Below are 25,139 nucleotides of genomic sequence, written 5' to 3' on the forward strand. Positions count from 1 at the left end.
GTAAAACCTTAGTTTTAATTCTACCACAATTGTTAAGTGTAAGTTTACCTATTTTTATAAGACCAAAAGCATTTAAAACTAAGCTATGAAAACTATAAAGTTACTTCCAATGTTTATATTATTAATTTCAACTTCAATTCTTGCCCAAGGACGTTTTGATAAGGTTAAAATAAAGACAACTAAGCTATCAGAACACACTTATATGCTGGAAGGTGCAGGTGGAAATATAGGTGTTTCTGTTGGTGACGATGGTATTTTTGTAATTGATGATCAGTTTGCACCTCTGTCTGAGAAGATTCTAACCGCTATTAAAACCCTTAGTGATAAACCCTTAAAATTTTTGATAAACACACATTATCATGGTGATCATTCTGGTGGAAACGAAAATATGACTAAAGCTGGTGCTACAATTATAGCACACGATAATGTGAAGAAACGTCTTGAAGCTAAACAACGTGATGGTAGTTTTAAACCAAAAGAGGCTTTACCTGTAATAACATTTAATGACAAACTAAACATTACAATAAATGATGAAAGTGTTGCTGTATTCCATGTTTCAAATGCGCATACAGATGGTGATGCTTTATTATATTTTACACAAAGTAATGTGCTTCATACTGGTGACACGTACTTTAATGGTCATTATCCTTACATTGATTTAAATTCTGGTGGAAGTGTAAACGGTTATATTGAAGCTGTAAAACGTGGATTAATGCTTATAGATGAAGACACAAAAATTATTCCTGGTCATGGAAAACTATCTAACAAAGAAGAATATAAAAGCTTTTTAAAAATGCTTGAAGCATTGAAAACAAATATTCAAAAAGCTATCGACGAAGGAAAAACAGAAGATGAAATAAAAGCAGATAATAGCCTTACTAAAACCTATGATGATTTAGATTTTGGCACTGGTTTTATTAATAGCGAAAAAATTAGATTGACATTTTATAAGAGTTTGAAGGAAGATAAATCCTAAAAATCATTATACCAATTAAACAAGTCTGTTCTTACACCAATACTAAACCATAGCGTATTAGAATCCATAGTTGATGCTGTTATAGCTTCAGGATTAAAATCTCTGTAGATAATATTGGTAAATAACTTTAAATTGGTTGCTGGATTTAATAAATAACCAGCTTGTAGTTCGGTCATAAAACTATTTGTTTTATTTCCTTGACCAATTCTTATTCCTGTATTACTTACACGGTTGTCTTCATCTCCGTATATGTTTCCGCCATAATTAAAACTATCTTCAGTAGTATTAAAATCAAATCCTCGTTGACCAACAATAAACTTCGCATCCGCAAACCAACGCTTGTAATTATAACGACCTATTAACACCAATTCTCTAAAATTAGATCCCCAAAGATGCGCCATAGGCTGATTAAAATGTGCATAATTGAGAATTTGAGTATTGTGCGAATATGTATAAGGTCGCACTTGGTTATATTCTGCTTGTAATAACAAGTTGTCAACTTTAAAGGCATTAAAATACTTTGCTCCTAATTGAAAACCGAATTTATTCTTCCAACTTTTGTCACCACCAGTCACATCACCTAAAGAAAATTCATCTAAAACGAATTGACCGTAAATATTAACTTTATTGTTCCATTTATACTTAGAGCTTAATCCTAAAATAGCATTTCCTGCACCTTGACCTGTCTGAAATTCTATGGCTCTAAAGAATATAATTGGATTTAGATAATTAACATCAAAACCTCTTCCGTTGGTATCTGCCCACATTACAGATTCAAAAAGACCAATATTAAGACGTTTGGATACATTCCAACTCAAATAATGATTTGCCATGTACTTGGTCAAAAAGGCTTTATCAACCACCACTTCATCTCTAACATCTTTTAACCACATCCATGTGCTAGTGTATTTAATTTTCCAAAATGTAGCATTCAATTTTAAAAATGGGTGCGGACTAGCTACATCACTTTGTAATAAAGATCGATAACCGTCACCAATAAAATTTTTACCATGACCAAATTGAATATTTAAAAAATCTGCAGGAGTATAAGATAAATAGGCTTCAGCTACAGGATAATCATAAGAGTTATCCTTAAATCGTTTTGCAATACCACGACCTGGAATAATTGCAGGATCTGGACCAAAAGCCTTTAAACTTTCCGCATATTGATTAAAATAATCTGCAAATCGTCCTTGACTCTCATAGACTGAAGCTGTTAAATTAAATCGTTTTCCTAAACCAGCTTGTATAAAAAGTCCTCTTGTATTATTCCAAGAACCATAATCGGCTTCAGTGTCTTTTCCAACTTGTAAATCTAAGATCGGATCTACAGTAAACCAATAGTCTTTGCTTTGTACTTCAACTAAATGTTCGTTATACAATTTTCTACCCAACCAAGAATCTGTTTCTTTAGCCAAGCTCTCTTTTTCTGCTTTGATATCATAGTACCTCGCAACATCACTATAAACAAAAGGTTTTGCTGCTGTATGACTATTTGTGCCAATAGCATTCATTTCGTCATCAAAACGTGCATAATAAGAATGTGTAAAAGGCACATTTAATTGGCTATTGTATTCTAGTTTTTCGTAAGGTTTTAATTGATCTGCAATGGCATCAAATTCATTTGATAGTGTCGCATTAAGACTATCTTTTTCTGTGAGCTGAACTTCAACTGATTTATCTGATTCTCTAACGGGTTCCGAAAGAGGTATCGCTATACTAATACTGTACTGAACAAATGTTGGTTTACCATTATATGTTGCAGGCTTTACTTTTGGAAGTAATGCAAAAACACGATTACTCTCTTCTTTTAGCTCATCATATATCGCATCTACATAAATGATTTTAAATTCACCTTCTTTATTAACTTCGAACAACACCTGTACGTCACCTTTATACATTTCATCAATCGCAATTTGTGGTACTTTAAAATTTTTATAAATAAAACTATTGAGTGTAAAGTTGAAACACGATTTTATTTGATTTATAGCTTCAGATTCACATTCACTAAAAGTAGGAGGCTTCTCGTAGGTTGATAATGTTTGAGCAAAACCAAAAGAAGAAATGAATAGAATAGCAACAAAAATAATGCGCTTCATAAAAGACGTGATTTTAATGGCTGAAAGATACTTATTTTTTTTAGTAACCTTAAGTCTAAATTAAGCATTAAAAAACCGTTATTTTACAATAACGGTTCTAGAGTTTTTAATAAAGTAACCTCTAATTTTCGACTTGAAAAGTAATTGGAAGATTGTACACAACACCAACAGCAACCTGTCTTTGGTAGCCAGGTTTCATGTGTGGTATTTTATCTATAATTCGCTGAGCTTCCTTTTTTAGTGCTGGGTGTGGTGCACGAACTTTAACATCTACTACATTACCATTTTTATCAATAGTAAATTGTGTTTGTATTTTTTGTATTCCAGATAATCCATATTCTGAAGCAATATTTGTATCAAATCTTCTGTTTACCAATTTAGATATCTTTTCTGACATACATTTTTTACGTTCTTCATTAATCTTGTATTTCTCACATCCTGGATAAACTGGCACATTTTCGATTCTAATAAAATCAACAATAATAGGATCTTTTGGAACATCAATAACAACAATGGAACCTACGTCAACAGGTTTTGTTTCAGGAGCAGGATCATCAGGTGTATTTATAATTTTTGTAACAATTGGATTATCATCTTTAATTACTTTAAAAACATCCTTTAAATCTTTACTAGGTAATGGCTCTGGATCTTTTGGTTTAATAACCTCAACCACAAAAGGTGGAACATAATCAATAACAATTTTTTCTGCTACATCATCTTCATCAATGACAGTAATCTTTTTGTCTTGAAACTGCATTTCGAAAAGTGAATAAGTGCCCAATAAACAAAGTATCAACCCTATTTGAAAATAAAGGGTTGAGTTTTTTTGTAAATTTGCATCATGCTTGTGTGGTTTCTTTGCTTCAGTAGTGCTCTGACCAGCAATACCGAAGTCTTTTTTAGAATTTTTCATAATACGTGTTATTTAAATGTTAATATTATGAGAATATCGCAATAAGCATACCAAAACGAAAATCCCGTCCAATTAATTTTGAACGGGATTTTTATATTTAAAAAATATGCTTTATCTAATCTTGTACTTGGAATACAATTGGAATTGAGAAAGGCATCACTACAGCCTTACCTCTTTGTTTTCCTGGTTTCATTTTAGGTAACATACTTATAACACGCTTTGCTTCTTTTTCGAGTCCTGGGTGTGGACCACGAGCATTAATACTTGTTATGTTACCAGATTTATCAACCTTAAAAGCAACAAAGATTCGCTTTCTACCTGGAGCTAGTCCTAGATCACTAGCCAGTTCTGTATTAAATTTCTTGTTGATGAACTTGTTCACCTTTTCATTCATACAGGTTTTTTTAGCGGCATTTCCTTTTTTCTTTTCACAACCAGGAAACACAGCCACATTTTCAATTACTGAAAATGGTACTTCTATATCTTCCTCGACTTCTTCTACTTCTACTTCTTCTACTTCAACAATTTCTGTATCCATTTCTGTTTCTGTAGATTCTATAACCGTTTCCTCAACTTCTTCTTCATCCTCTACAACCTCAATAATCTCTGGAGCAGCTGGTGGTGGAGGTGGTGGAGGTGGTGGAGTAACAATCTGTTCTGTAATTGGCACTTCTTCCTCTAACTCATCATCTAAATTAAGTGAGTCTATTGCAATATCACTTTTATCGTAAGTCTTATAGTTAATAGACATATACGTAACAGCAAGCATTAATGCAAGACCAACCGCAAAGTATATTGAGCTATTGCGACTTACATCTGATTTTGGATTCTTCTTAGGTTCCATATTATTTATTTATTATAACATCGCTAATTTAACTAAATAATAGTAAAAAAAACAAGGCTTTGTGTTATTTTAACTTATATATGCTTATTCTGGTTGCAATTAGTGTGCCAAGCATTACTCCTAAACAGTTGGCTATTAAATCGTAAGTATCATAAGTCCTATTAGGGTTTAGCTGATGCTGTATCAATTCTAAAACCACACCAAATAGAATAAGACATAAGAATACAATTACGAGATTATTCTTTTTTTTACGAGGCTTAAAATATGTTATCCAAAGAAAACCAAGTCCAAAATATGCTATAAGGTGATATATTTTATCGTCAAATGATGACCCTAAACTAGGTATACCATTCAGATTAATTAAAGTAGCAACAACCAATACAATCGTATAGACAATTGCAACTGGTAATAGCAAATTCTTAAGCACTGATAATAGCTTTATAATCTTCTGCTGATAATAAATCTTCTACTTGAGACGCATCAGAAAATTTTAATTTTATCATCCAGCCATCACCATAAGGATCTATGTTAACCTTTTCTGGCTCATCTTCAAGACCTTCATTAAATTCTACAATCTCACCAGATAATGGTAAAAATAAATCTGAAACTGTTTTTACAGCTTCAACCGTACCAAAAACTTCTTCAATATCTAAGGTTTCGTCTAACGTATCTACTTCTACGTAAACAATGTCACCAAGCTCTCCTTGAGCAAAATCTGTAATACCTATTGTAGCAATATCTCCTTCAATTTTGATCCATTCGTGATCTTTGGTGTACTTTAATTCTGATGGTATATTCATTTTTAATGTTGTATATTATTAATGAAACAAAAGTAAATTTTTAATTGCTTCAATTCAAAATTAATTTCCAAAATTATAACGCAAGGTAATTCCAGATCTTAATGAGGTTTGTGGGAATGATGTAGAAATAGCAAAATCTGAAAAGGTATAATCGAAATAGAAAATAGCCGTTAAGTTCTTACTAAATGAATAATCTGCTGTGTATTTAAATCCCCAAATTGTTTGACCTGCCGTAATTTGATTATTCTCTAGGTCTAAATACCTAATAATGGTTTTGTTATCTCTTACAGAAATATCTGCACGCATATTTAAATCAGCTACAACGGCTTGTTTTGGTCCTGCTAGAGCTGTACGAATTCTCAAATCTTTCCAACGATAACCTAAACCAAGTGTGTATTCTTTTCCTTGTATTTCGGTCATTAAATTATTATCAAAACTTAGAGACAATAACCTGTCTGTTTTAATTTCTGCTAAGACCTTAATTGAATTTTTCATTTCAAAATCTAAACGCACTAAAGGACTAAACTGTTCTTCTAAGTTTATGTTACTGTATAACGTCTCATTTTTAAAATTACCTGCTTGATCTACTGCCTCTTGATTTTGAGGTGCGTCAGCTGCAAAACTAAAATCTGGCGCATCATAATCTAAGTTAGTTCTAAATTGATTAATAGTATAGCGTGATCTGTAACCATGCTGAATAGAAAAACGTCTGAAAGTTTTCTTAAACCATGGAATCTTCATTAAACCTGTGTATTTCAAAGTCCAGTTTGGTATTGGCACATCTCTAAATGCACTTGTGCTTACTTTATCTGGATTAGAACCTTGATAAGCTGATAAAAATGAAGGTAATAACACACGTTGACTATTTTTACCGAAACCTAAAGGATAACCTTCTGCATCTAAATTTGCAATATCATTGATGTCTATTCCTGCGCGTGTTGCAAGCCTGTTTGCTATAATTAGTCTATTAGCTCTAAAATCATCAAAAGTAGCAGATTGATTTTCATCACTTTTACTAAAAGCCGTTTTAATAAGTATTGTTGAAATATTAAAGTTACCAAATGAGTTGGTAATTAAATCTTCGTATTCATCACTTAAGCCATCATTATTATTATCTAGAGCTCTAAAATTTTGAGTTATATTATTGGCATATGTTCTATTTCCAATAAGGTCAATTTTTAAATCTCGCATTGGCTCAACATTAATCGAATAGTCTAATGTTTTATTTTGAACTTCAGAATATTGCTGATTAAGATTTGGAAATATTGTTAACCAGCCATTTTCTGCAGTTAAATCTCTAATATTTCTTTGACTTCCAAATGTATAGCCAACTGTTGGTCTTAACGTACCAACAAAACCAGGTGTTGGCAAATAGCCTGGTAAAAATGTACCATTGTTTTCAGTATAACCAAACTGAATACGTTTTACCATAGTAACAACATCAATTAAGGTATTGTAAGCCTTTTTACCTGTACTTAATTTATTAGGGTCTTTCGCTTGGTCGTCCTTATTTGCAATTGAAGTATCTGGTGTCCCAGTTCGTCGCTTTGCTCCTGTGTTTCTAGCTCGTCCTCTACCTCTTGGATTACCCTTTCTCACTAAACCTAAGGTTTTGTATAAGGTTTCCATGTTAAGAGTTGAATTAATATTATGTGTGTTAGAGTTTTGAATGGAATTCCCTAAATTATAAGTATTTCCATCTAGCTCTAACCCTTGATTTAAATCTGAACCTTTTTGCCATTGAAATGCACCATTATAGGCATATGTTGCTCTTAAAAAACTTAAAGCTGGTATTTTATAAATTGGTAATTCGTAATTAACTTGAAGCTGTTGTGTTTGGAAATTTGGATCACCAAAATCAAAGAAACCATCCCAAACATCTAATTCTGGATCTTGTCTTCCGTTAATTCGATCATCTATAAAGTAATTACGTACAATATTAGTATTCGCAGCTGTAAAGTTTAAACTTAAAGCATCTGTTAAGTTATAATTGATTGCATATTGAAAATCGAAGGTGTAATTTCTTCTAAATAATTCTTCAATACCAATATTACTACCAGCTAATTCGACTTCTCTAAATTTCTGTTTACTAAACTGTCTATTGATATCTGTATTTACCGAGATACTTGAAGGCAATAAGTTAAGATTAAAATCTTTTAAAATCTTCCAGTAGCTACCAGTAAATAATGAATCGTTCTTTTTAAATGGTTCTATCTTTAATGGCTCAAATGAATAATTATAGTTAGCACCTGCTCTAATATTTTGATCGAGTGCATTTTCGATTTCAAAATCACGATGTTCAACCTTGTTATAAGAATAATTGAATGTTAAGTTTTCAACATCATAAAAACGTTTTTTAGAATCTCCTGTTTTTTGTTTTCTAACTCCAATAAAATTGATACTTTTTCGCTTCGTATAATCTTCAGATTGTGTTCTTATTCGATCTTCTTCTTCACTAGACTCAGCCGCATCTATTCGAGAATCTAAAGTTAAGTCATTGTAGAATTGATCAAATTTTGGTGTTACCAATTCTTCACTTTGTGCATAATTAAATGGAATTTGCACTCCCCATTTCTTTGGTAGTAATTGTCCCAATTGTATATTAGTAACAACATCATATTGTTGCACATCCTCTAAGCTTCGCTCATTAGGACCTTGCTCAATGCCTCCAAAACCTATAGTACTTCGTCTACCTGTAGCACTAATATCTGCAAAATCTGCAATGTTAGAATCCATACTTACAACTGCTGCCCAACCTCCTTCATTTTCTAAGTCCGACATTCTTAATTCATTAAACCAAACTTCACCACAAGCATTCATCGTTGTACTACCAGAGTTTTTTACACCGACCATCAATACTCTGATATTACCAAAATTTGGGTTTCCTTTTACAGCAACACGCTGCTGCTTAACACTACCTAATACATCATCAAAAGGCACATCACCATCAACCAATGCAGTTTCGTTTAATTGCCCATCTACAACATTATAAAACGTAGGATCTTCATTACTCAACGTACCAGCAGAAATACCTAGTGCTTTAATCTTCTGTAAAAATTCGAGTGGAATATTTATTTCATTCTGATCTGGCCAAATTTGTTCTTCAATAGTACCATCCGCAAAATCTGTTGGCAATAATGGTATTTCTATCTGGTAAAAGTTTTGCGTAAAATCATTACCCATTCTAATGAAGGCTACTAATTCTCCTGGATCTAAAGTCGATCCTTCTTGAGCTTCGGCATGCAAAAACATTCTCAATTTCTTATACTGACGCATATCAATATTAATATTCTTAAACACACCACGAGAATCCGTTGGCTCTAAATCGCAAGCCTGTAGCACTAAGGACTGCTCATTTTGTCTAATAACATTATTATTATTGTTTAACTCTTCTCGTCTTACTCCTGGCGGAATAACATAATCACCATCATTTTCTTGAACACCGACAATAGCAACATTAAACTCAGCATCTACACTGTTATTTGTCGCATCATTATCTAAGTCTAAAGTATAACGTCTCCAGTCACTACGTACTAAATCTAAAGACGCAAATCTAAGTACTGTGTTTTCAGTAAACTCTCTTAAATATAAACGTGCAAAACGTATGGATCTAATATCTGTAATTCCACCAATAGCTGTTCTATTAGGGCCATCTGCTATTGGGATTCTATATTGGTACCAAGTCACTTCTCTTTGATTACCGTTTGGCAAGGTTACGTTTCTTACCTTAACATCATTAATCTGAGGATTATCTATATTAAGATTGGTAGGATTCATATCAACCTCATACTCATAATAACTATCAATAGTATTCATAGTATTATCTCGGTTGATATCTTCAACATCTGGCTGTGTAGTAGATCCTCTATTAGTATCTGTAAATACATCTGGTGTATTTCCTTGTTGACCGTTATACCCTTTATAACGCTCAAAAATATCTCCATCTGTATTTAAGTAATACGTATAGTTATCTCTCGCAGGATCATCTTCACCAAAATTGTTAGCGCCGAAAACCTGAGTTAACATTTGACTTTCTTCTGCATCATCGTAACCATCATAACCGACATCTTGATTCGCTCTTTCGGCTCCAGTAGTTGCAAACGTATAAATTAAAGATTGATTTTGAGGCACAACATAAGGACTAGCTAATGTTGGTAGTTGCTGCTGAATTGTAGTAATATCACCATCCTCTGGTAATCCATTTTCATATTGCTTTTTACCATCCTTTAATACATCCTCAGAAATGTTACCTAAGTTTATAGTTAGTTTTCCTCCTGTACTGGATGGATTATCTAAAAATGGATCTTGAATCCAAAATTCTATATATTCTACATTCGCTTGTTCAAAATCTGTTGATGTAATTTGTCTAGTTATACCTGCCCAACTTTGATTCGGGTTAAGTGTATCATCAGTTTCATTAGGATCAAAATTATAAGGTCCACGTTCTGTTGGGTAATAAGATAAATCTAGCGTATTAATTACTGAAGTTTGTCCTTGTACGATATCTACCTGTGGGAAAATTTCTTCTATAAATACACGTCTCGTATATAAATCTGAAACGTCATCATCTGTAATACCATCTGGGCGTTGATTACTATAGAAAATTGGATCAATCGTATACCAATTTAAAAATGCTCTACCATAACCATTGTCAATACCATTAGCGTCGGTTCCAGGAGTTGTATTAGGCAACTCTTTTGGACGACTTGATAACGACCACGATAACGGACTCAATAAATCTATTGATCCTTGTGTACCTTCAAAATCATCAATATAAGCTGTGGCTTCACCATTGAAATCTGTACCCTTTGGAGCTCCTGGCAATAAGTATGCAAACTCTCCTCTAAGAGAAAGGTTAGAAGGTACATCTGTATCTACATTTGGAAGCTTATTTGCTAAACGTGTTAAAAATGGTACTTCTGTAGAATAGTTTCCATTAAAACCAAAAATGGTATTATTAATAGGCTCAGAATTAAAATTAGCCTTTTGTGTGATTGGTCGTTCGTTTAGGTTTAATAAAGTTGCACCCAAAACGAAATTTTCATTGAATTGATGTTCAATATTAATACCTGTAAAACGCCTTGTTTGTTGTCCGAAAACGGCGTTATTTTCTACCGAAACGTTAATTGGAGTGTTTGATGCCTTTAAAGCTTCGTCTAATATTTCCACACGTCCTAATTGGTAATTTACGGTATAATCAACACCCTCAACTAGTAGGCGTCCACCAGCAGTAACTCTCACAGATCCTCTTGGAACATTGAATGCTCCGATTGGAATACCACCATCTCCTCCACTGCTTTTAAAACGTCCTTTGATTTGGAATTTATTCTTTTCGGCTTCATCTAAAGCTTGCGTCTTAGTAGATTTATAAAGCAAATCGTAAACATACTTTTTCTGATTTTCATTAAATCCAGCTTGAGTATCTGGAATATCCTCATAATCAACATCGTTATTACTAGGATTGCCATCATCATCTAAAACATCAAATAAATAACGACCAAAAGGCTCTGCTTTAGTGAAAATAATTTTTCCATTTTGACTTAATACAGTTTGCCCTTCAACATAATCAAAGAAACCATCACCTCGTTCTTGTGGATCGTTGTTAAAATTTAATCGATCTAAATGAAAAAGTCTAATTAAAGGTGTTTCACTAATTACAGTATCATCACCTGGGAATGGAGTATTATTATCAAAGGGAGGAAATGCTGTGCCTTCAACCGGTCTAATATAATTTAATGCAGATGCTTCAGTATAGAAAATATTAAGCCTAAAATCCTCTTGACTTAATTGAAAAGCACCTGTATCATAGATGTTTTTCATCATTAAATCCCAAATTGGTTGATCTACAGAAGTCACTGCACTTTTCAACATTTTTAAGACTAAACTTTGATTGTTTACAACCTGATTTCCGTTAATACCATCGCTAACCTGTGTGGCATCTACACCATCATTTGCAAATTCACCAACTTGAAAAACTTCTCCACCAAGCGTATATTGAAACGCAACTGCTAAAACTTCATCATTAAGCAACCTTTGATTTAATGATATATAGCCCAATTCTGAGTTTAAAACATACTCTTGTCCTTCTTGTAATTTTCTTGCGGCTTCCAATTTACCATAATCAAAACCTTCATTTACTGGGACATTGATTCCAGATTCAACATTAGTGATATTTCTAACAGCATCAGTTAACAATGAACCAGCTCCACCAATATTAGTTGGATCAAAATCATTGTTTTCATTGTTTGGCAATGCACCTGGTGCAGCATTTATAAAACCACCTGGCAATGGAGTTAATCCTATATTATCTGCTTCAGATTCACCTAAATCTTGAAATGCAACAATATTTCTAACATTCTCAGTTTGATTATTTCTATTGGTAACCCATACTTCTACTCTAGTAATTTGAAGTCCTTGATTATCAATGAAAGGATATTGCAATAATGCTTTATCGTAATTATCTCTAAAGTATTGTGCTAAATAAAAGTGTCTATTCTCATCATAATCTCTGGCAAAGAATTCAAACTCTTCAACAGTTCCACCTCCTTGTGCAGTAACTGACTTAGACTGAGATTGTTGTTCTGAAAATACAGCTGTTACTTTAGTCTTACCAAATTGTAATTCCGTTTTAACACCAAAAAGACTTTGAGCACCTGTAATTAGAGAACTGTTTAAAGGCATATTAACGTTACCAACTTCAATCTTACGAACAATATCATCTTCAGTTGGTGTATATTCTAATTTTACGAGTTGTTGAAAATCGAAAGTAGCTTCGGTATCATAATTTGCCGTTACCTGAAGTCGAGTACCAACTTTACCAAGTAAACTTAAGCTAATTCTTTGGTCGAAATCAAAGGTGAAATTTGTTCTATTTCTTGGAGAAAACGATGGATTATCTTGTTTAGAAAATAATACACCCAAATCGACTTCAACCGAACCTTGCGGAATTACATTGATGGTATTACCTCCAAAAATAGTTTCAAATAATCCTGAATTGACATAAAACTCTGGCAACAAATTCTTTTGATCTTCTTCCGTACCTTCTTTTTGTCCTGCTGCGGCATCAGCCATTCGCTTGTAGTACTCCTTCAGTTTTTCTTGTAACACCAATTTTTGAAATTCTTCTGGAGTTAGAATTAATGGATAGTTAGTATTAAAGCTTCCTATTTTTTCGGTATAGATATAACGATCTAAAATAGGATCGTACGTATATTTTGAAACAATGCTACTTGGATTTGGCATATTAAGCTTTCCAAATGCAAAAGTTGTTTTTGTTGAATCTTGTTCTTGTTCTGTTTCTTGAGCAAAAACAGATGTACCTACTAGCATCATAAGCGCTAATACGCAATAAAAAGGGAACGAGTTGGGTTGTGTATAGTTAGTTTTGTTCAATTGCATTATAAGTTTTTTAGAGCTTCTTTAATAATGTGCTCTACAATGGCATCTGGTTGGGTTTGTAAAATTCTATCAACCACTTTTTCTGATTGTTTTTTGTTAAATCCTAAAACGTCTAAAGCTGATAACGCTTCATCTTTGCTTGTATTGTTTGGTATTAAAGAAAGTTCGTCAATACCATAAACTTTTAACACTTTATCCTTTAAATCAATAATAACACGCTGTGCTGTTTTTAAACCAATACCCTTTACACTCTGAATTAAAGCGACATCTCCACTAGCAATTCCTTCTTTTACTTGTTCTGGAGTTAAAGAAGATAACATTGCACGTGCTGTATTAGCCCCAATACCACTGACGGAAATTAATAATTTAAATATTTCGCGTTCTGTTTTAGATGAAAATCCATAAAGACTATGCGAATCTTCTCTTACTTGGAGATACGTATAAAGCCTTAGATTCTCTCTATCTGGAATTTGAGAAAACGTATGTAGAGATATATTAATAAAGTAGCCTACTCCATTGCAATCAATCACAACATCTGTAGGATTTTTTTCAACAAGCTTGCCTTCTATGTGTGTAATCATTTATTACCAAAGGTTAAAAAACCAAATGTAATAAAATTATTTACATTACAGAATGAAGTAAGCCACTAAGAAACCAACTATTTCTGCTGTTTCTTTTCGCGTTCTTGAGCATCGATAACTGAAATTGCCGTCATATTTACAATTTCATCTACACTAGCACCTAATTGTAGAATGTGAACTGGTTTTGCCATACCCATCATAATTGGACCAATAGATTCTGCCTTATTAAGCTCTTTTAGCAACTTATATGTAATATTTGCTGAATCTAAACTTGGAAAAATTAACGTATTTACTTTTCTGCCTGCTAATTTTGAAAATGGAAAAATATCTTGTAGCATTTTTGAATTTAAAGCAAAATCTGTTTGTAACTCACCATCAACAATCATTTCTGGATACGCTTTATGCAAGTAAGCAACAGCGTCTCTTACTTTTTCTGCTTGTGGGTTTTCAGAAGACCCAAAGTTAGAATAAGATATCATTGCAGTTACTGGCTCAATTCCAAACATTTTAGTAACTCGGCAAGTCATACGTGCTATTCTTGCTAAATCCTTAGCAGTAGGATCAATGTTTATAGAAGTATCACTTAAAAACATTGGACCACGTTGGGTCATCATCACATTAGTTGTTGCTACTCTAGAAATACCTGGAGCCATACCAATTAGCGCCAACATTGGCTTAACAACCGACGGATAACTACGAGAATAGCCCGTAATCAATGTATCTGCATCTCCTTCATTTACCATCATTGCGGCATAATAATTACGCTCACGCATTTTCTTTTCTGCAGAATAAATAGTAACACCTTGTCGTTTGCGTTTTTTCCAATAAGCTTTGGCATAACGATTTTTACGTTCTAATTCTTCATCAGATTTAGGGTCAATAATTGGTACGTCTGCATCGAATTCTATTTCTTTCATTAAATCGATAATGGTATCTCTTCTTCCTAATAAAATAGGATGAGCTACACCTTCTTCATATGCAATTTGTGCAGCTTTAAGAACATCGAGCTGATCGGCTTCTGCAAAAACAACACGTTTTGGATTAGTTCTCGCTCTACCTAAAAGCATACGAACTAATTTATTATCAGAACCCAATCGTTCTAATAGTGCATTTTTGTAGCGATCCCAGTCTTCTATAGGTTCTTTAGCAACACCACTCTCCATTGCTGCTTTAGCTACAGCAGGTGGTACTTCGGCAATTAATCTTGGATCGAATGGTTTTGGAATAATATAGTCTTTACTAAAAGTAAGTCGAGTTTCTGCATAAGCAATGTTTACTTGTTCTGGTACAGGTTCCTTAGCTAAACGAGACAAAGCCTTAACTGCTGCCATTTTCATAGCTTCATTAATCTTTGTCGCTCTTACATCTAATGCTCCTCTAAAAATAAAAGGAAAACCTAAAACATTGTTGACTTGGTTAGGATGATCACTACGACCAGTAGCCATAATAATATCATCTCTAGTATCTATAGCAAGTTGATATTTTATTTCAGGATTTGGGTTAGCCATTGCAAAAACAATAGGGTTCTTTGCCATTGACTTTAACATCTCTGGGGAAACGATATCTGCCATAGACAAACCTATAAACACATCAGCATTTACCATGGCTTCATCTAGAGTATCAATCTTTCTATGAGTAGCAAACTCGGCTTTTTGCGATGTTAAATTATCTCTATCATCTCTAATAACACCTTTGCTATCTAGCATTATTATATTTTCGCGCTTTGCTCCAAAAGCCTGGTATAAACGCGTACAAGAAATTGCAGCTGCACCTGCACCACTTACAACTATACTAACTTCACCTATGCTCTTTTCAGCCAATTCTAATGCGTTTAATAATGCTGCAGCAGATATGATTGCTGTACCATGCTGATCATCATGCATTACAGGAATATCTAATTCTTCCTTTAAACGACGTTCTATTTCAAAAGCCTCAGGAGCTTTAATATCTTCAAGATTTATACCACCAAATGTTGGTGCAATATTTTTTACGGTTTCAATAAATGCATCTACATCTTCAGTATCAACTTCAATATCAAACACATCAATATCTGCAAAGATTTTAAAGAGCAACCCTTTTCCTTCCATTACAGGTTTAGAAGCTTCAGGACCAATATTTCCTAATCCTAAAACGGCTGTTCCGTTAGATATTACGGCAACAAGATTACCTTTAGCTGTGTATTTATAAACGTTTTCGACATCTTTTTCAATCTCTAAGCAAGGTTCTGCTACACCTGGAGAATAGGCCAAGGACAAATCACGTTGAGAAGCATACTTTTTAGTAGGTACTACCTTTATCTTTCCTGGAGTAGGCTTGGCATGATATACTAAAGCCTCAATACGTTTACTCTGTTTACTCATAATCTGATTAAAATAAGCCACAAAGATAAACAATGAAACTTGGTCTAAAAACTCAATAGTTTCAAAAATTCTACGTTAATTAGCAATACCGCTAACCACCATTCTTTATGAAAAACTTTTTATTACTAATTTTTCTTCTTTTAAGTTTTAAAACTATAGCTCAAACAACGAAGAAGTTTATCTTGATTGATGAAGGCACCAAAAAAATAATTCCTTTTGCTAATATTATTTTTAATGGAAAAGATTATAAAGGAACGTCAACAGATATTGACGGTGTTTTTTATGTACTATCTCATGTTGAAAATATAACGATAAGCTATATTGGTTATGAAAGAAAAGTTTTAAAAATAGATGACATAAAGAACCACTATATAAGCTTAAAACAAAAAGTTAGCGCACTTGATGAAGTTTTTATTGATAGAGAAAACCCAGCGCATCGTATTATCAGAAAAGCGGTCGCTAATAAAAATATTAATAATCCAGAAAGTTTAAATTCATACACTTACAAGTCCTACGACAAAATTATTATCACGTCTGGCAAGCAAGCAGAAAAAACAGATTCTTTAAGAGAGGAAATGGAAAAGGTAATGAAAGGCTCTTATTTTTTTATTACTGAAACCATAGCTAAACACAAATACTTAAAGCCCAGATTCTCTGAGGATAGTATTATTGCTACAAAATCTTCAGGCTTTAAAAACCCGAAATTTGCACTACTAGCTAATAGTTTTCAACCGTTCTCTTTTTATAGTGAACACATTTCATTATTTGAAACGAATTACCTTAACCCTATTTCTAAAGGAAGTACAAAAAAGTATAAATTCAGATTAAAGGAAGAATATATTAAAGGAAAAGACACTGTTTTTGTAATTTCTTTTGAACCTAAAACCAATCGAAATTTTGAAGGCTTAAAAGGTTTACTTCAAATTAACTCTAATAAATATGCTGTTCAGAGTGTAGATGCAACTACATTTAATTCAGGAAAATTAGAAGTTACAATTCAGCAGAAATACAACTTTATTGAAAATAAGTATTGGTTTCCTAACCAGTTAAATTTTGAAATTAATGTTGGTTCTGGTTTTAGCAGCATCAAATATGTTGGTAAAAGCTATTTATCTGAAATTATACCAAATGCCATTTTAACTAAAAAGGATTTTCCTTTGACATTAATAACTTTACCAGAAAACGCAGGACTAAAAGATGCTTCATTTTGGAAATTAAATAGACGAGACTCCTTGAATAGTAATGAGAAACGCACTTATGTTTTTATAGATAGCATTGTAGAAAAGGTGAAAATCGATAAGATATTTAACTTATTTCCAAGTTTAATTAAAGGTCGGTTTCCGTTAAAGTATGTTGATATTGATCTTAATAAAATTACACGATTTAATCGTTACGAAGGTAATAGACTAGGTTTAGGGCTTTATACAAATGATGATATTTTTAAACATGTTTCAATTGGTGGTTATGCTGGTTATGGTTTAAAAGATAAAGCTTGGAAATATGGAGGAGAACTTTTGATTGATGTACCAAATAAAAATGACATCACCGTTAGTTTAAAATATGTCAATGATTTACGTGAAACTGGAACTTACTCAAGTGATAGAATTGAAAGTCCTTTTTTACAACGTAATTGGATAGCCAGTCAGATGGATGGTCTTGAAGCATTTAGCATAAATACAGATATGAAAATATTAAGGAATGTAAATTGGTCTTTAGGATTTAATACAGCTGATGTGAACCCTCTTTATGATTATGAGTTTATGATGAATGGGTTAACCGTTACTGATTATACCAATTCAGAATTTAATGTAGGCATAGGTTATCATGTTAACGAAAAATTAGTAGACGTTTTTGGAACGACAAGCAGGCTCGAAAATAATGCACCTATTTTTAATTTGATTTACTCGAGAGGTTTAAAAGGAACATTTGATGGCGACTTTAATTACAACAAACTACGATTTACATTAGACCATAGCTTTATAACTAAAGGGCTTGGGAAAACAACATATCGATTAGATTTGGGCTATATAGATAGATCACTTCCTTATGGATTACTTTTTACTGGTGAAGGAACTTTTGATAAGAAAATCCCGTTTGTAGTTCGCAATTATTTTCAGACTGTAACTCCTTATGAGTTTCTATCTGATAAATTCACGAATCTCTTTACTGTGCATAATTTTGGAAGGCTTTTTAATAATAAAGGGTATTTACAACCAGACATTTTAATGCATAATAATTTAGGTGTCGGAAGTCTATCTAATGCTTCTAATCATCAACTCATAGACTTTTCTACTAAAGAGCAATTATTTATGGAAACTGGTTTAGAACTTCAGAACCTTATAAAAATACCTTTTGGAGATATAGGTTATGTTGGCTTAGGAGTTGGTGCATTTTACCGTTATGGCTATCATAGTTTTGACAACTCTAGTGATAATTTTGCTTTTAAATATTCCTTTGGGTTTAGTTTTAAGTAATGCTTTTAGCTTTTCAAAAACCCAATATTCCGACCCAATCCAGAAAACTTTGTACGTTTAACTGCAGATTTCTGAAACACTTTTCTAAACGTATCTTCCGTAATCTCTTCCCAGTCTTTTTTTGTTATATCTAATAACTCTGGGTGTGGATTAAATAAAGGTTCTTTATGAGATTTAGAAAATCGATTCCAAGGACAAACGTCTTGGCAGATATCGCAACCAAACATCCAATCATCAAATTTGCCTTTAAATTCTGTTGGTATATTTTCTTTTAGTTCTATCGTAAAGTAAGAAATACATTTACTCCCATCTACTACATAAGGTTCTGTAATTGCTTCTGTTGGACACGCATCTATACATGCGGTACATGTACCACAATGATCAGTTACTGGTGTATCGTAATCTAATTCTAAATCGATAATCAATTCAGCAATAAAATAAAAAGAACCCACTTGTTGGGTTAAAAGATTTGAATGTTTACCTATCCAACCCAAACCTGATTTTGCTGCCCATGCTTTATCTAAAACTGGTGCAGAATCTACGAAAGCTCTACCACTTACTTCACCAATTTCGTCTTGAATATAATGTAAAAGTGATTTTAGCTTATCCTTTATTACAAAATGATAGTCTGTGCCGTAAGCGTACTTAGAAAGCTTATAAGAATTATCATTTTGTAATTCTGAAGGATAGTAATTAAGTAATAAAGACACCACACTTTTAGAGCCCTCAACTAGTAATGTTGGATCTAAGCGCTTATCAAAATGGTTTTCCATATAGCGCATCTCTCCATGGCTATTATTCTTTAGCCATCTTTCTAAACGTGGAGCTTCATCTTCTAAAAATTCTGCTCTGCTTATACCACAAGACAAAAAGCCAAGGCGTTTAGCTTCGGCTTTTATTATTTTAGTATAAGTTTCTTTGTTCAACTGAGTTCTATAAAGAACTAAACTACAATAATGTTTTTACAAAATATAGCTTCAAAACACTTAGTTACATCCTAAGTCTGAAGATGACATATAATCTGCATTTGGGAAACAGTTTCCAGATGGAAGGCTTTCAGGCACATAACGTTGTAAGTTATCATCATATAAAGATGTCTCTAAGAAAACTGTTAACTGATTAATTTCAATTTCGGTTAAATTTAGAGGAACAAAAAGAGCTGATAATTTATCTTGAGGTACAATTGAGTTTTCAGAATTAGCATCGTTCTTATATTCTACAACTTCTTTTACGGTTTGAAAATTCCCTCCATGTCCAAAAAACTGAACATCTTTTAAGTTATATAATTGTGGTGTTTTAAACTTATAATCATCTTCAGAGTTTCCAGTGAATCCACCACGACCTTTTTTAGTTCTTTCGTCTACAACAGTCATAATTTCTGCGCCTTCTAAATCATTCATACCAATGGCATGAAAGTCCATACCATTTAATCCAGGACCTGAGTGACAAGTAAAACATTGCCCTTTTCCAAAAAATAGATTTGCTCCTGCAATTTCATTATCTCTCATTACATTTGTATCTCCTCTTAACCATCTTTGAAAAGGAGCTTGATTTGGTAATAACGTACGTTCGTATACCGCAATTGCTAATGCTGCATTAAGTTTTGTATAGCGTTGACCTACTTCTACATTAGGAAATGCATTGTCAAAAAGATCTTTATATGAAGAGTTTATAATATCATCAGCATCTATTTGTAATCGGTGCACATCTAAACCAGCAATTGCTTGTGTCTCTACACCTTCAAAACCTAAAGTATTTGCTTCTTTTGGTGTACCAACTGTCCACTGAGATTCCGTACCTTCATTTAGTCCTTTAGCACCAAACTGCCCATTCCATAACATTACTGACTGAAACGCTACATTTAATGTTGTTGGTGTTCTAATTGGTTGTACATCTAGGTCATCTTCAGTATACATTGGGTTTTTAATCCTACCTTCTCCATAAGTCCCAAAACCTAAACCACCTTCTCCGATGCCTTGCTTTACACCGCTTTGAAAACCTGCATCTACATGATGACAGCTTGCACAAGAATAGGTATACATTCCATCATCCATGTTCGCATTTTTAGCAATCATAGTTTCATGATATAACATCTTTCCTAATTCTACTTTTGCAGCAGTAATTGGATTATTAATATCGCTAGGAATAGACGAAAAGTCTGTTTCTAGAGGTTGAATTAATTCTACTTTAGAACCGTATAATTCTATAATTCTACTTTCGAGTTCTATTTGATTTGAAACGTTTTGGTAATTGTCGTTATCTGAATTACACGACATAAGTGATATAAAAATCAATACGATAATTGATTTTAGATGTAGATTTTTCATTATTTATATATTTAAGGCTCTCAAATATATAATGAAGCTATTTTATATAGTTACGCATTTAGACCAAAGAGCAATAAATTAGTTGAATGAATGTAAGGTGCTAATTTTTCCGATGATTGGAAATGAAATAAATCTAGAAAAGTCCTCCCTGAGTTGGCCCTTTTATCTTTCCAAGATGCTTATAAGCTTGCTCTGTAACTTCACGACCGCGAGGTGTACGCATAATAAACCCTTGCTGAATTAAAAAGGGCTCATATACTTCTTCAATAGTTTCTGTGCTTTCACTAACTGCCGTAGCAATTGTACTAATACCAACAGGTCCGCCTTTAAATTTATCGATAATAGTCGTTAAAATTTTATTATCCATTTCATCTAAACCATGTGCATCAACATTTAAAGCTTCTAATGCAAATTTGGCAATCTTAATATCAATATTCCCATCACCTTTTATTTGAGCAAAATCTCTAACTCTTCTTAACAAAGCATTCGCAATACGAGGTGTTCCTCTACTACGTCCTGCAATTTCAATTGCAGCTTCCATAGAAATTGGTACACTTAAAATTGAAGCACTTCTCTGTACTATTGTTGTTAATAAATCCGTTTTATAATATTGTAATCGACTACTGATACCAAAACGTGCTCGCATTGGTGCTGTTAGTAATCCAGAACGTGTAGTTGCACCAACTAGTGTAAAGGGGTTTAAATTGATTTGAACCGTTCTGGCATTTGGACCAGACTCAATCATAATATCAATTTTATAATCTTCCATTGCTGAGTATAAATACTCTTCTACAATTGGACTTAAACGATGAATTTCATCTATAAAAAGAACATCGCGATCTTCTAGATTTGTAAGCAATCCGGCTAAGTCTCCTGGCTTATCTAAAACTGGTCCAGACGTCACTTTTATTCCGACTTCTAACTCATTTGCTAATATATGAGCTAAAGTAGTCTTACCTAAACCTGGAGGTCCATGAAACAACGTATGATCTAGGGCTTCTTCTCTAAGATTAGCAGCTTGAACAAAAACCAACAAATTTTCTAACACCTGATCTTGTCCTGTAAAGTCGTCAAAACTTAAGGGTCTTAACTTCTTTTCTACATCAAGTTCTTCTGGAGTGAAATTATTGTTGGATGGATCTAAGTTTTCGTTCATGCTAAAACAAATATAAACAAAAAGCCTTTCTGAAAACAGAAAGACTTTGATATTGTGAGTCTCTTTAGTGAGATCCTTATTTTATTAAAACTCTAATGATGTAACTCTTCTTCACCTTCTTTCATAGGAACATTTTGAGGTACAAAATCTTCATCATGACCAGGCTTACTATAATCATAAGACCAACGGTAAACATGAGGAATAGCTCCTGGCCAGTTACCATGCATATGCTTAACTGGTGCTGTCCATTCAAGTGTATTAGATCTCCATGGATTCTGTGGTGCTTTTTTACCAAAGAATATACTACTGAAGAAATTGTATAAGAATACCAATTGAAAAATACCACCAACAATTGCAAATAAGGTAATAACCACATTGGCATTAGCAGTATCATCAAATAATGGGAAATTTGAGTTCGTATAATAACGTCTTGGTAAACCTGCCATACCTATAAAGTGCATTGGGAAAAATACTCCGTAAGCACAGATTGCTGTTACCCAGAAATGTAAGTAGCCTAAGTTTTTATTAAGCATTCTACCAAACATTTTCGGGAACCAATGATAGATTCCTGCGAACATTCCATAAAGTGCAGAAATACCCATTACTAAGTGGAAGTGGGCTACAACAAAATACGTGTCGTGTACATTAATATCTAATGCACTATCACCTAAAATAATACCAGTTAAACCACCAGTTATAAATGTAGATACTAAACCAATTGAAAACAGCATGGCCGGATTCATCTGTAGATTACCCTTCCAAAGCGTGGTTATATAATTAAATGCTTTTACTGCAGAAGGAATCGCAATCAATAAAGTAGTAAATGTAAATACAGACCCTAAGAATGGATTCATTCCTGAAATAAACATATGATGTCCCCAAACAATTGTAGATAAGAATGCGATTGCTAAAATTGAAGCAATCATGGCACGATAACCGAATATTGGTTTACGTGAGTTTGTAGCAATAATCTCCGATGTTATTCCTAAAGCTGGTAATAATACAATATACACTTCTGGGTGTCCTAAGAACCAAAATAAATGTTCAAATAATACTGGTGAACCACCTTGATAATGTAATACTTCACCTTGAATAAATATATCTGATAAGAAGAAGGATGTACCAAAACTTCTATCCATTATTAATAATAATGCAGCTGATAATAATACTGGGAATGAAATCACACCAATTATAGCCGTTACAAAGAATGCCCATATTGTTAGTGGCAGTCTTGTCATTGACATTCCTTTTGTACGCAAGTTTATTACAGTAACAATGTAATTCAATGAACCTAATAATGAAGATGCAATGAATATAGCCATAGACACTAACCATAAAGTCATACCCATACCTGAACCACCTTGAGCCATTGGCAAGGCAGATAATGGTGGATAAATTGTCCAACCTGCTGCTGCTGGTCCAGCTTCAACAAATAATGAAATTATCATGATTACACTAGATAAAAAGAATAACCAATAAGATATCATATTAAGAAATCCTGATGCCATATCTCGTGCACCAATCTGTAATGGAATTAAAAGGTTACTAAACGTACCACTTAATCCTGCTGTTAATACAAAGAATACCATTATGGTTCCATGTATCGTTACCAGTGCTAAATAGATATCAGCATCCATAACACCATCTGGTGCCCATTTTCCTAATAAAGCTTCAAATAATACGTTTGGCTCTTCTGGCCATGCGATTTGCATACGGAACATTATTGACATTAAAACACCAATAACACCCATAATAGTACCAGTAATTAGGTACTGCTTTGCAATCATTTTATGATCTTGACTAAATATATATTTAGTTACAAAAGTCTCTTTGTGATGATGTACGTCGTGATCGTCGTGATCGTGTGTATCTACTGTTGCTGACATAATCTCTTTATCTATTTCTTAAAATGATTTTAATTTAGTTTAATGAATTAGTGAACGTTTTTTGTTCTGCTATCCAGGCATCAAATTCTTCTTGAGTCTCTACAATAATTTTCATCTGCATATTGTAATGTGATTTTCCACAAATCTTATTACATAACAATAAGTAATCAAACTCGTAAGGCTCTAAAGCTTCCTCTCCATTTGCTGTTAATGATTTACTCTTTTCGGTTCTAATCATATTGATGTTTTGAACCTTATCAATCATATCAGGATTTTGACGCATATCTGCTGTTGTAATTGTCGGTGTAAAACCAAATTGCGTTACCATACCAGGAACACAATTCATCTGTGCTCTAAAGTGTGGCATATAAGCTGAGTGTAATACATCTTGAGATCGCATCTTAAACAATACTGGTTGCCCAACTGGCAAATGTAATTCTGTTACAATAACATCATCTTTTGCATTAGGGTCGTCTACTGCGATTCCTAAAATATTGTTTTTATCTAAATCTATGAGTCTAACATTGGCTTTACCAAGAACATTATCACCACCACCATATCTAGCTTTCCAATTAAACTGCTGTGCATACAATTCGATAATCATTGGATCTTCATCTTCATCAACATTCATAATGTCATTCCAAGTGAATAATCCCCATATAATTAAACCTGCTAAAACTATTACAGGAATAATTGTCCATATAAATTCTAAGGTATTATTATCAGCATAAAACAATGCCTTTCTACCTTTTTCACCTTTATATTTAAAAGCGAAATAATGTAATAGGAATTGAGTTATTGTTTGAACTATAAATATGATAATCATTGAAATTATCATAAGGTTATCTAATTCTGGCCCATGCGCTGATGCTGCATTAGACATTAATGGTAAATCACCTAAATACCAAAAACTAGCTATGGTAATAGCATAGATGAATATTAAGAATCCCATCATTAAATAACCATTTAGCTTGTTGTCATTATCATCAGCAACTTGCGTATTTGATGAACCAACTTCAGCTAAATCAAAAATCTTTACCATTTGCCATAAGGCAACAGCTACAAAGAGTACAATTATAATAGTTAATAAAGCAGTCATTATCGTTTCTGTTCTTATTTAAAATTAATAATGGAAATGTTCACTTTCCTTCATAAAAGGATTTCCTTTTGCTAACAATGGATATTTGCCAAGTGCTGTAAACACTATAAGTATAAATAAACCTGCAAATAATAATATCGCTCCTATCTCTGGAATTCCAATAGACCATCTATCACCAACTGTTGCTGGCATAATCATATTGAATATATCTACGTAATGTCCGATT

15 protein-coding genes and 1 pseudogene are annotated in these 25,139 nt (G+C 33.1%); 2 read left to right on the forward strand and 14 right to left on the reverse strand.

Annotation, left to right across the window (positions count from 1 at the left end; translation table 11 throughout):
* Positions 1 to 85: 85 nt before the first annotated feature.
* Complete coding sequence (locus tag QZZ53_RS06940; RefSeq protein WP_296382947.1) at positions 86 to 976, forward strand: MBL fold metallo-hydrolase; 891 nt, start codon at positions 86 to 88, stop codon at positions 974 to 976.
* Here QZZ53_RS06940 and QZZ53_RS06945 read toward each other — a convergent pair.
* The 8 genes from QZZ53_RS06945 to QZZ53_RS06980 all read right to left on the reverse strand — a co-directional run bounded on the left by QZZ53_RS06945 (position 973) and on the right by QZZ53_RS06980 (position 15,971).
* Positions 973 to 3,075, reverse strand: a complete 2,103-nt coding sequence (locus tag QZZ53_RS06945; protein ID WP_296382949.1) for a gliding motility protein RemB — start codon at positions 3,073 to 3,075, stop codon at positions 973 to 975. The two genes, QZZ53_RS06940 and QZZ53_RS06945, sit on opposite strands and share 4 nt — an antisense overlap.
* Before the next feature lie 121 nt (positions 3,076 to 3,196).
* Entirely contained in the window at positions 3,197 to 3,988 is a 792-nt protein-coding gene (locus tag QZZ53_RS06950) for an energy transducer TonB (RefSeq protein WP_296382951.1), read from the reverse strand.
* A 115-nt stretch (positions 3,989 to 4,103) separates the two neighbouring features.
* Positions 4,104 to 4,832 carry an energy transducer TonB gene (locus tag QZZ53_RS06955; RefSeq protein WP_296382954.1) on the reverse strand — a complete coding sequence of 243 codons (729 nt, stop codon included), beginning with the start codon at positions 4,830 to 4,832 and terminating at the stop codon, positions 4,104 to 4,106.
* Between the two features lie 64 nt (positions 4,833 to 4,896).
* Entirely contained in the window at positions 4,897 to 5,259 is a 363-nt protein-coding gene (locus QZZ53_RS06960; protein ID WP_296382956.1) for a VanZ family protein, read from the reverse strand.
* Positions 5,252 to 5,632, reverse strand: coding sequence for a glycine cleavage system protein GcvH (gene gcvH / locus QZZ53_RS06965; RefSeq protein WP_296382958.1), 381 nt, complete (start codon positions 5,630 to 5,632; stop codon positions 5,252 to 5,254). Before gcvH ends, QZZ53_RS06960 begins: the two co-directional genes overlap by 8 nt.
* Before the next feature lie 60 nt (positions 5,633 to 5,692).
* Positions 5,693 to 13,030, reverse strand: coding sequence for a cell surface protein SprA (sprA, locus tag QZZ53_RS06970; protein WP_296382960.1), 7,338 nt, complete (start codon positions 13,028 to 13,030; stop codon positions 5,693 to 5,695).
* The gene (gene ruvA / locus QZZ53_RS06975; RefSeq protein WP_296382962.1) at positions 13,030 to 13,611 is read right to left on the reverse strand and encodes a Holliday junction branch migration protein RuvA; all 582 of its coding nucleotides are present in this window, start codon (positions 13,609 to 13,611) and stop codon (positions 13,030 to 13,032) included. The genes sprA and ruvA overlap by 1 nt, the downstream gene beginning before the upstream one ends.
* 77 nt (positions 13,612 to 13,688) lie before the next feature.
* Positions 13,689 to 15,971, reverse strand: a complete 2,283-nt coding sequence (locus QZZ53_RS06980) for an NADP-dependent malic enzyme (protein ID WP_296382964.1) — start codon at positions 15,969 to 15,971, stop codon at positions 13,689 to 13,691.
* A gap of 107 nt (positions 15,972 to 16,078) precedes the next feature.
* Between QZZ53_RS06980 and QZZ53_RS06985 the strand changes: the two genes are divergently transcribed.
* On the forward strand, positions 16,079 to 18,445 hold the full coding sequence (locus tag QZZ53_RS06985; RefSeq protein WP_296382966.1) for a DUF5686 family protein: 2,367 nt from the start codon (positions 16,079 to 16,081) through the stop codon (positions 18,443 to 18,445).
* Positions 18,446 to 18,450: 5 nt separating this feature from the next.
* On the opposite strand, the gene queG is transcribed toward QZZ53_RS06985, so the two are convergent.
* The 6 genes and pseudogenes from queG to QZZ53_RS07015 all read right to left on the reverse strand — a co-directional run.
* Complete coding sequence (gene queG, locus QZZ53_RS06990) at positions 18,451 to 19,371, reverse strand: tRNA epoxyqueuosine(34) reductase QueG (protein ID WP_296382968.1); 921 nt, start codon at positions 19,369 to 19,371, stop codon at positions 18,451 to 18,453.
* A 60-nt stretch (positions 19,372 to 19,431) separates the two neighbouring features.
* Positions 19,432 to 20,772, reverse strand: a complete 1,341-nt coding sequence (locus QZZ53_RS06995; protein ID WP_296382971.1) for a cytochrome c peroxidase — start codon at positions 20,770 to 20,772, stop codon at positions 19,432 to 19,434.
* Positions 20,773 to 20,905: 133 nt separating this feature from the next.
* Positions 20,906 to 21,928, reverse strand: a complete 1,023-nt coding sequence (gene ruvB / locus QZZ53_RS07000) for a Holliday junction branch migration DNA helicase RuvB (protein ID WP_296382974.1) — start codon at positions 21,926 to 21,928, stop codon at positions 20,906 to 20,908.
* 92 nt (positions 21,929 to 22,020) lie between these two features.
* Positions 22,021 to 23,814 carry a cbb3-type cytochrome c oxidase subunit I gene (locus QZZ53_RS07005; protein ID WP_296382976.1) on the reverse strand — a complete coding sequence of 598 codons (1,794 nt, stop codon included), beginning with the start codon at positions 23,812 to 23,814 and terminating at the stop codon, positions 22,021 to 22,023.
* 34 nt (positions 23,815 to 23,848) lie between these two features.
* Positions 23,849 to 24,913, reverse strand: coding sequence for a cytochrome c oxidase subunit II (locus QZZ53_RS07010; protein WP_296382978.1), 1,065 nt, complete (start codon positions 24,911 to 24,913; stop codon positions 23,849 to 23,851).
* A gap of 24 nt (positions 24,914 to 24,937) precedes the next feature.
* A pseudogene (locus QZZ53_RS07015) lies at positions 24,938 to 25,139 on the reverse strand (quinol:cytochrome C oxidoreductase); the annotation flags it as partial.

This window comes from Winogradskyella sp. (genome assembly GCF_016744625.1).
Classification (GTDB): Bacteria; Bacteroidota; Bacteroidia; order Flavobacteriales; family Flavobacteriaceae; genus Winogradskyella.

What these genes read in the sequence shown, in the direction of transcription:
- ruvB (WP_296382974.1), bottom strand. Translation starts at nt 21,928, where the DNA reads ATGAACGAAAACTTAGATCCATCCAACAATAATTTCACTCCAGAAGAA.
- sprA (WP_296382960.1), bottom strand. Translation starts at nt 13,030, where the DNA reads ATGCAATTGAACAAAACTAACTATACACAACCCAACTCGTTCCCTTTT.
- QZZ53_RS06945 (WP_296382949.1), bottom strand. Translation starts at nt 3,075, where the DNA reads ATGAAGCGCATTATTTTTGTTGCTATTCTATTCATTTCTTCTTTTGGT.
- QZZ53_RS07005 (WP_296382976.1), bottom strand. Translation starts at nt 23,814, where the DNA reads ATGTCAGCAACAGTAGATACACACGATCACGACGATCACGACGTACAT.
- ruvA (WP_296382962.1), bottom strand. Translation starts at nt 13,611, where the DNA reads ATGATTACACACATAGAAGGCAAGCTTGTTGAAAAAAATCCTACAGAT.
- QZZ53_RS07010 (WP_296382978.1), bottom strand. Translation starts at nt 24,913, where the DNA reads ATGACTGCTTTATTAACTATTATAATTGTACTCTTTGTAGCTGTTGCC.
- QZZ53_RS06955 (WP_296382954.1), bottom strand. Translation starts at nt 4,832, where the DNA reads ATGGAACCTAAGAAGAATCCAAAATCAGATGTAAGTCGCAATAGCTCA.
- QZZ53_RS06950 (WP_296382951.1), bottom strand. Translation starts at nt 3,988, where the DNA reads ATGAAAAATTCTAAAAAAGACTTCGGTATTGCTGGTCAGAGCACTACT.
- gcvH (WP_296382958.1), bottom strand. Translation starts at nt 5,632, where the DNA reads ATGAATATACCATCAGAATTAAAGTACACCAAAGATCACGAATGGATC.
- QZZ53_RS06980 (WP_296382964.1), bottom strand. Translation starts at nt 15,971, where the DNA reads ATGAGTAAACAGAGTAAACGTATTGAGGCTTTAGTATATCATGCCAAG.
- QZZ53_RS06940 (WP_296382947.1), top strand. Translation starts at nt 86, where the DNA reads ATGAAAACTATAAAGTTACTTCCAATGTTTATATTATTAATTTCAACT.
- QZZ53_RS06995 (WP_296382971.1), bottom strand. Translation starts at nt 20,772, where the DNA reads ATGAAAAATCTACATCTAAAATCAATTATCGTATTGATTTTTATATCA.
- QZZ53_RS06985 (WP_296382966.1), top strand. Translation starts at nt 16,079, where the DNA reads ATGAAAAACTTTTTATTACTAATTTTTCTTCTTTTAAGTTTTAAAACT.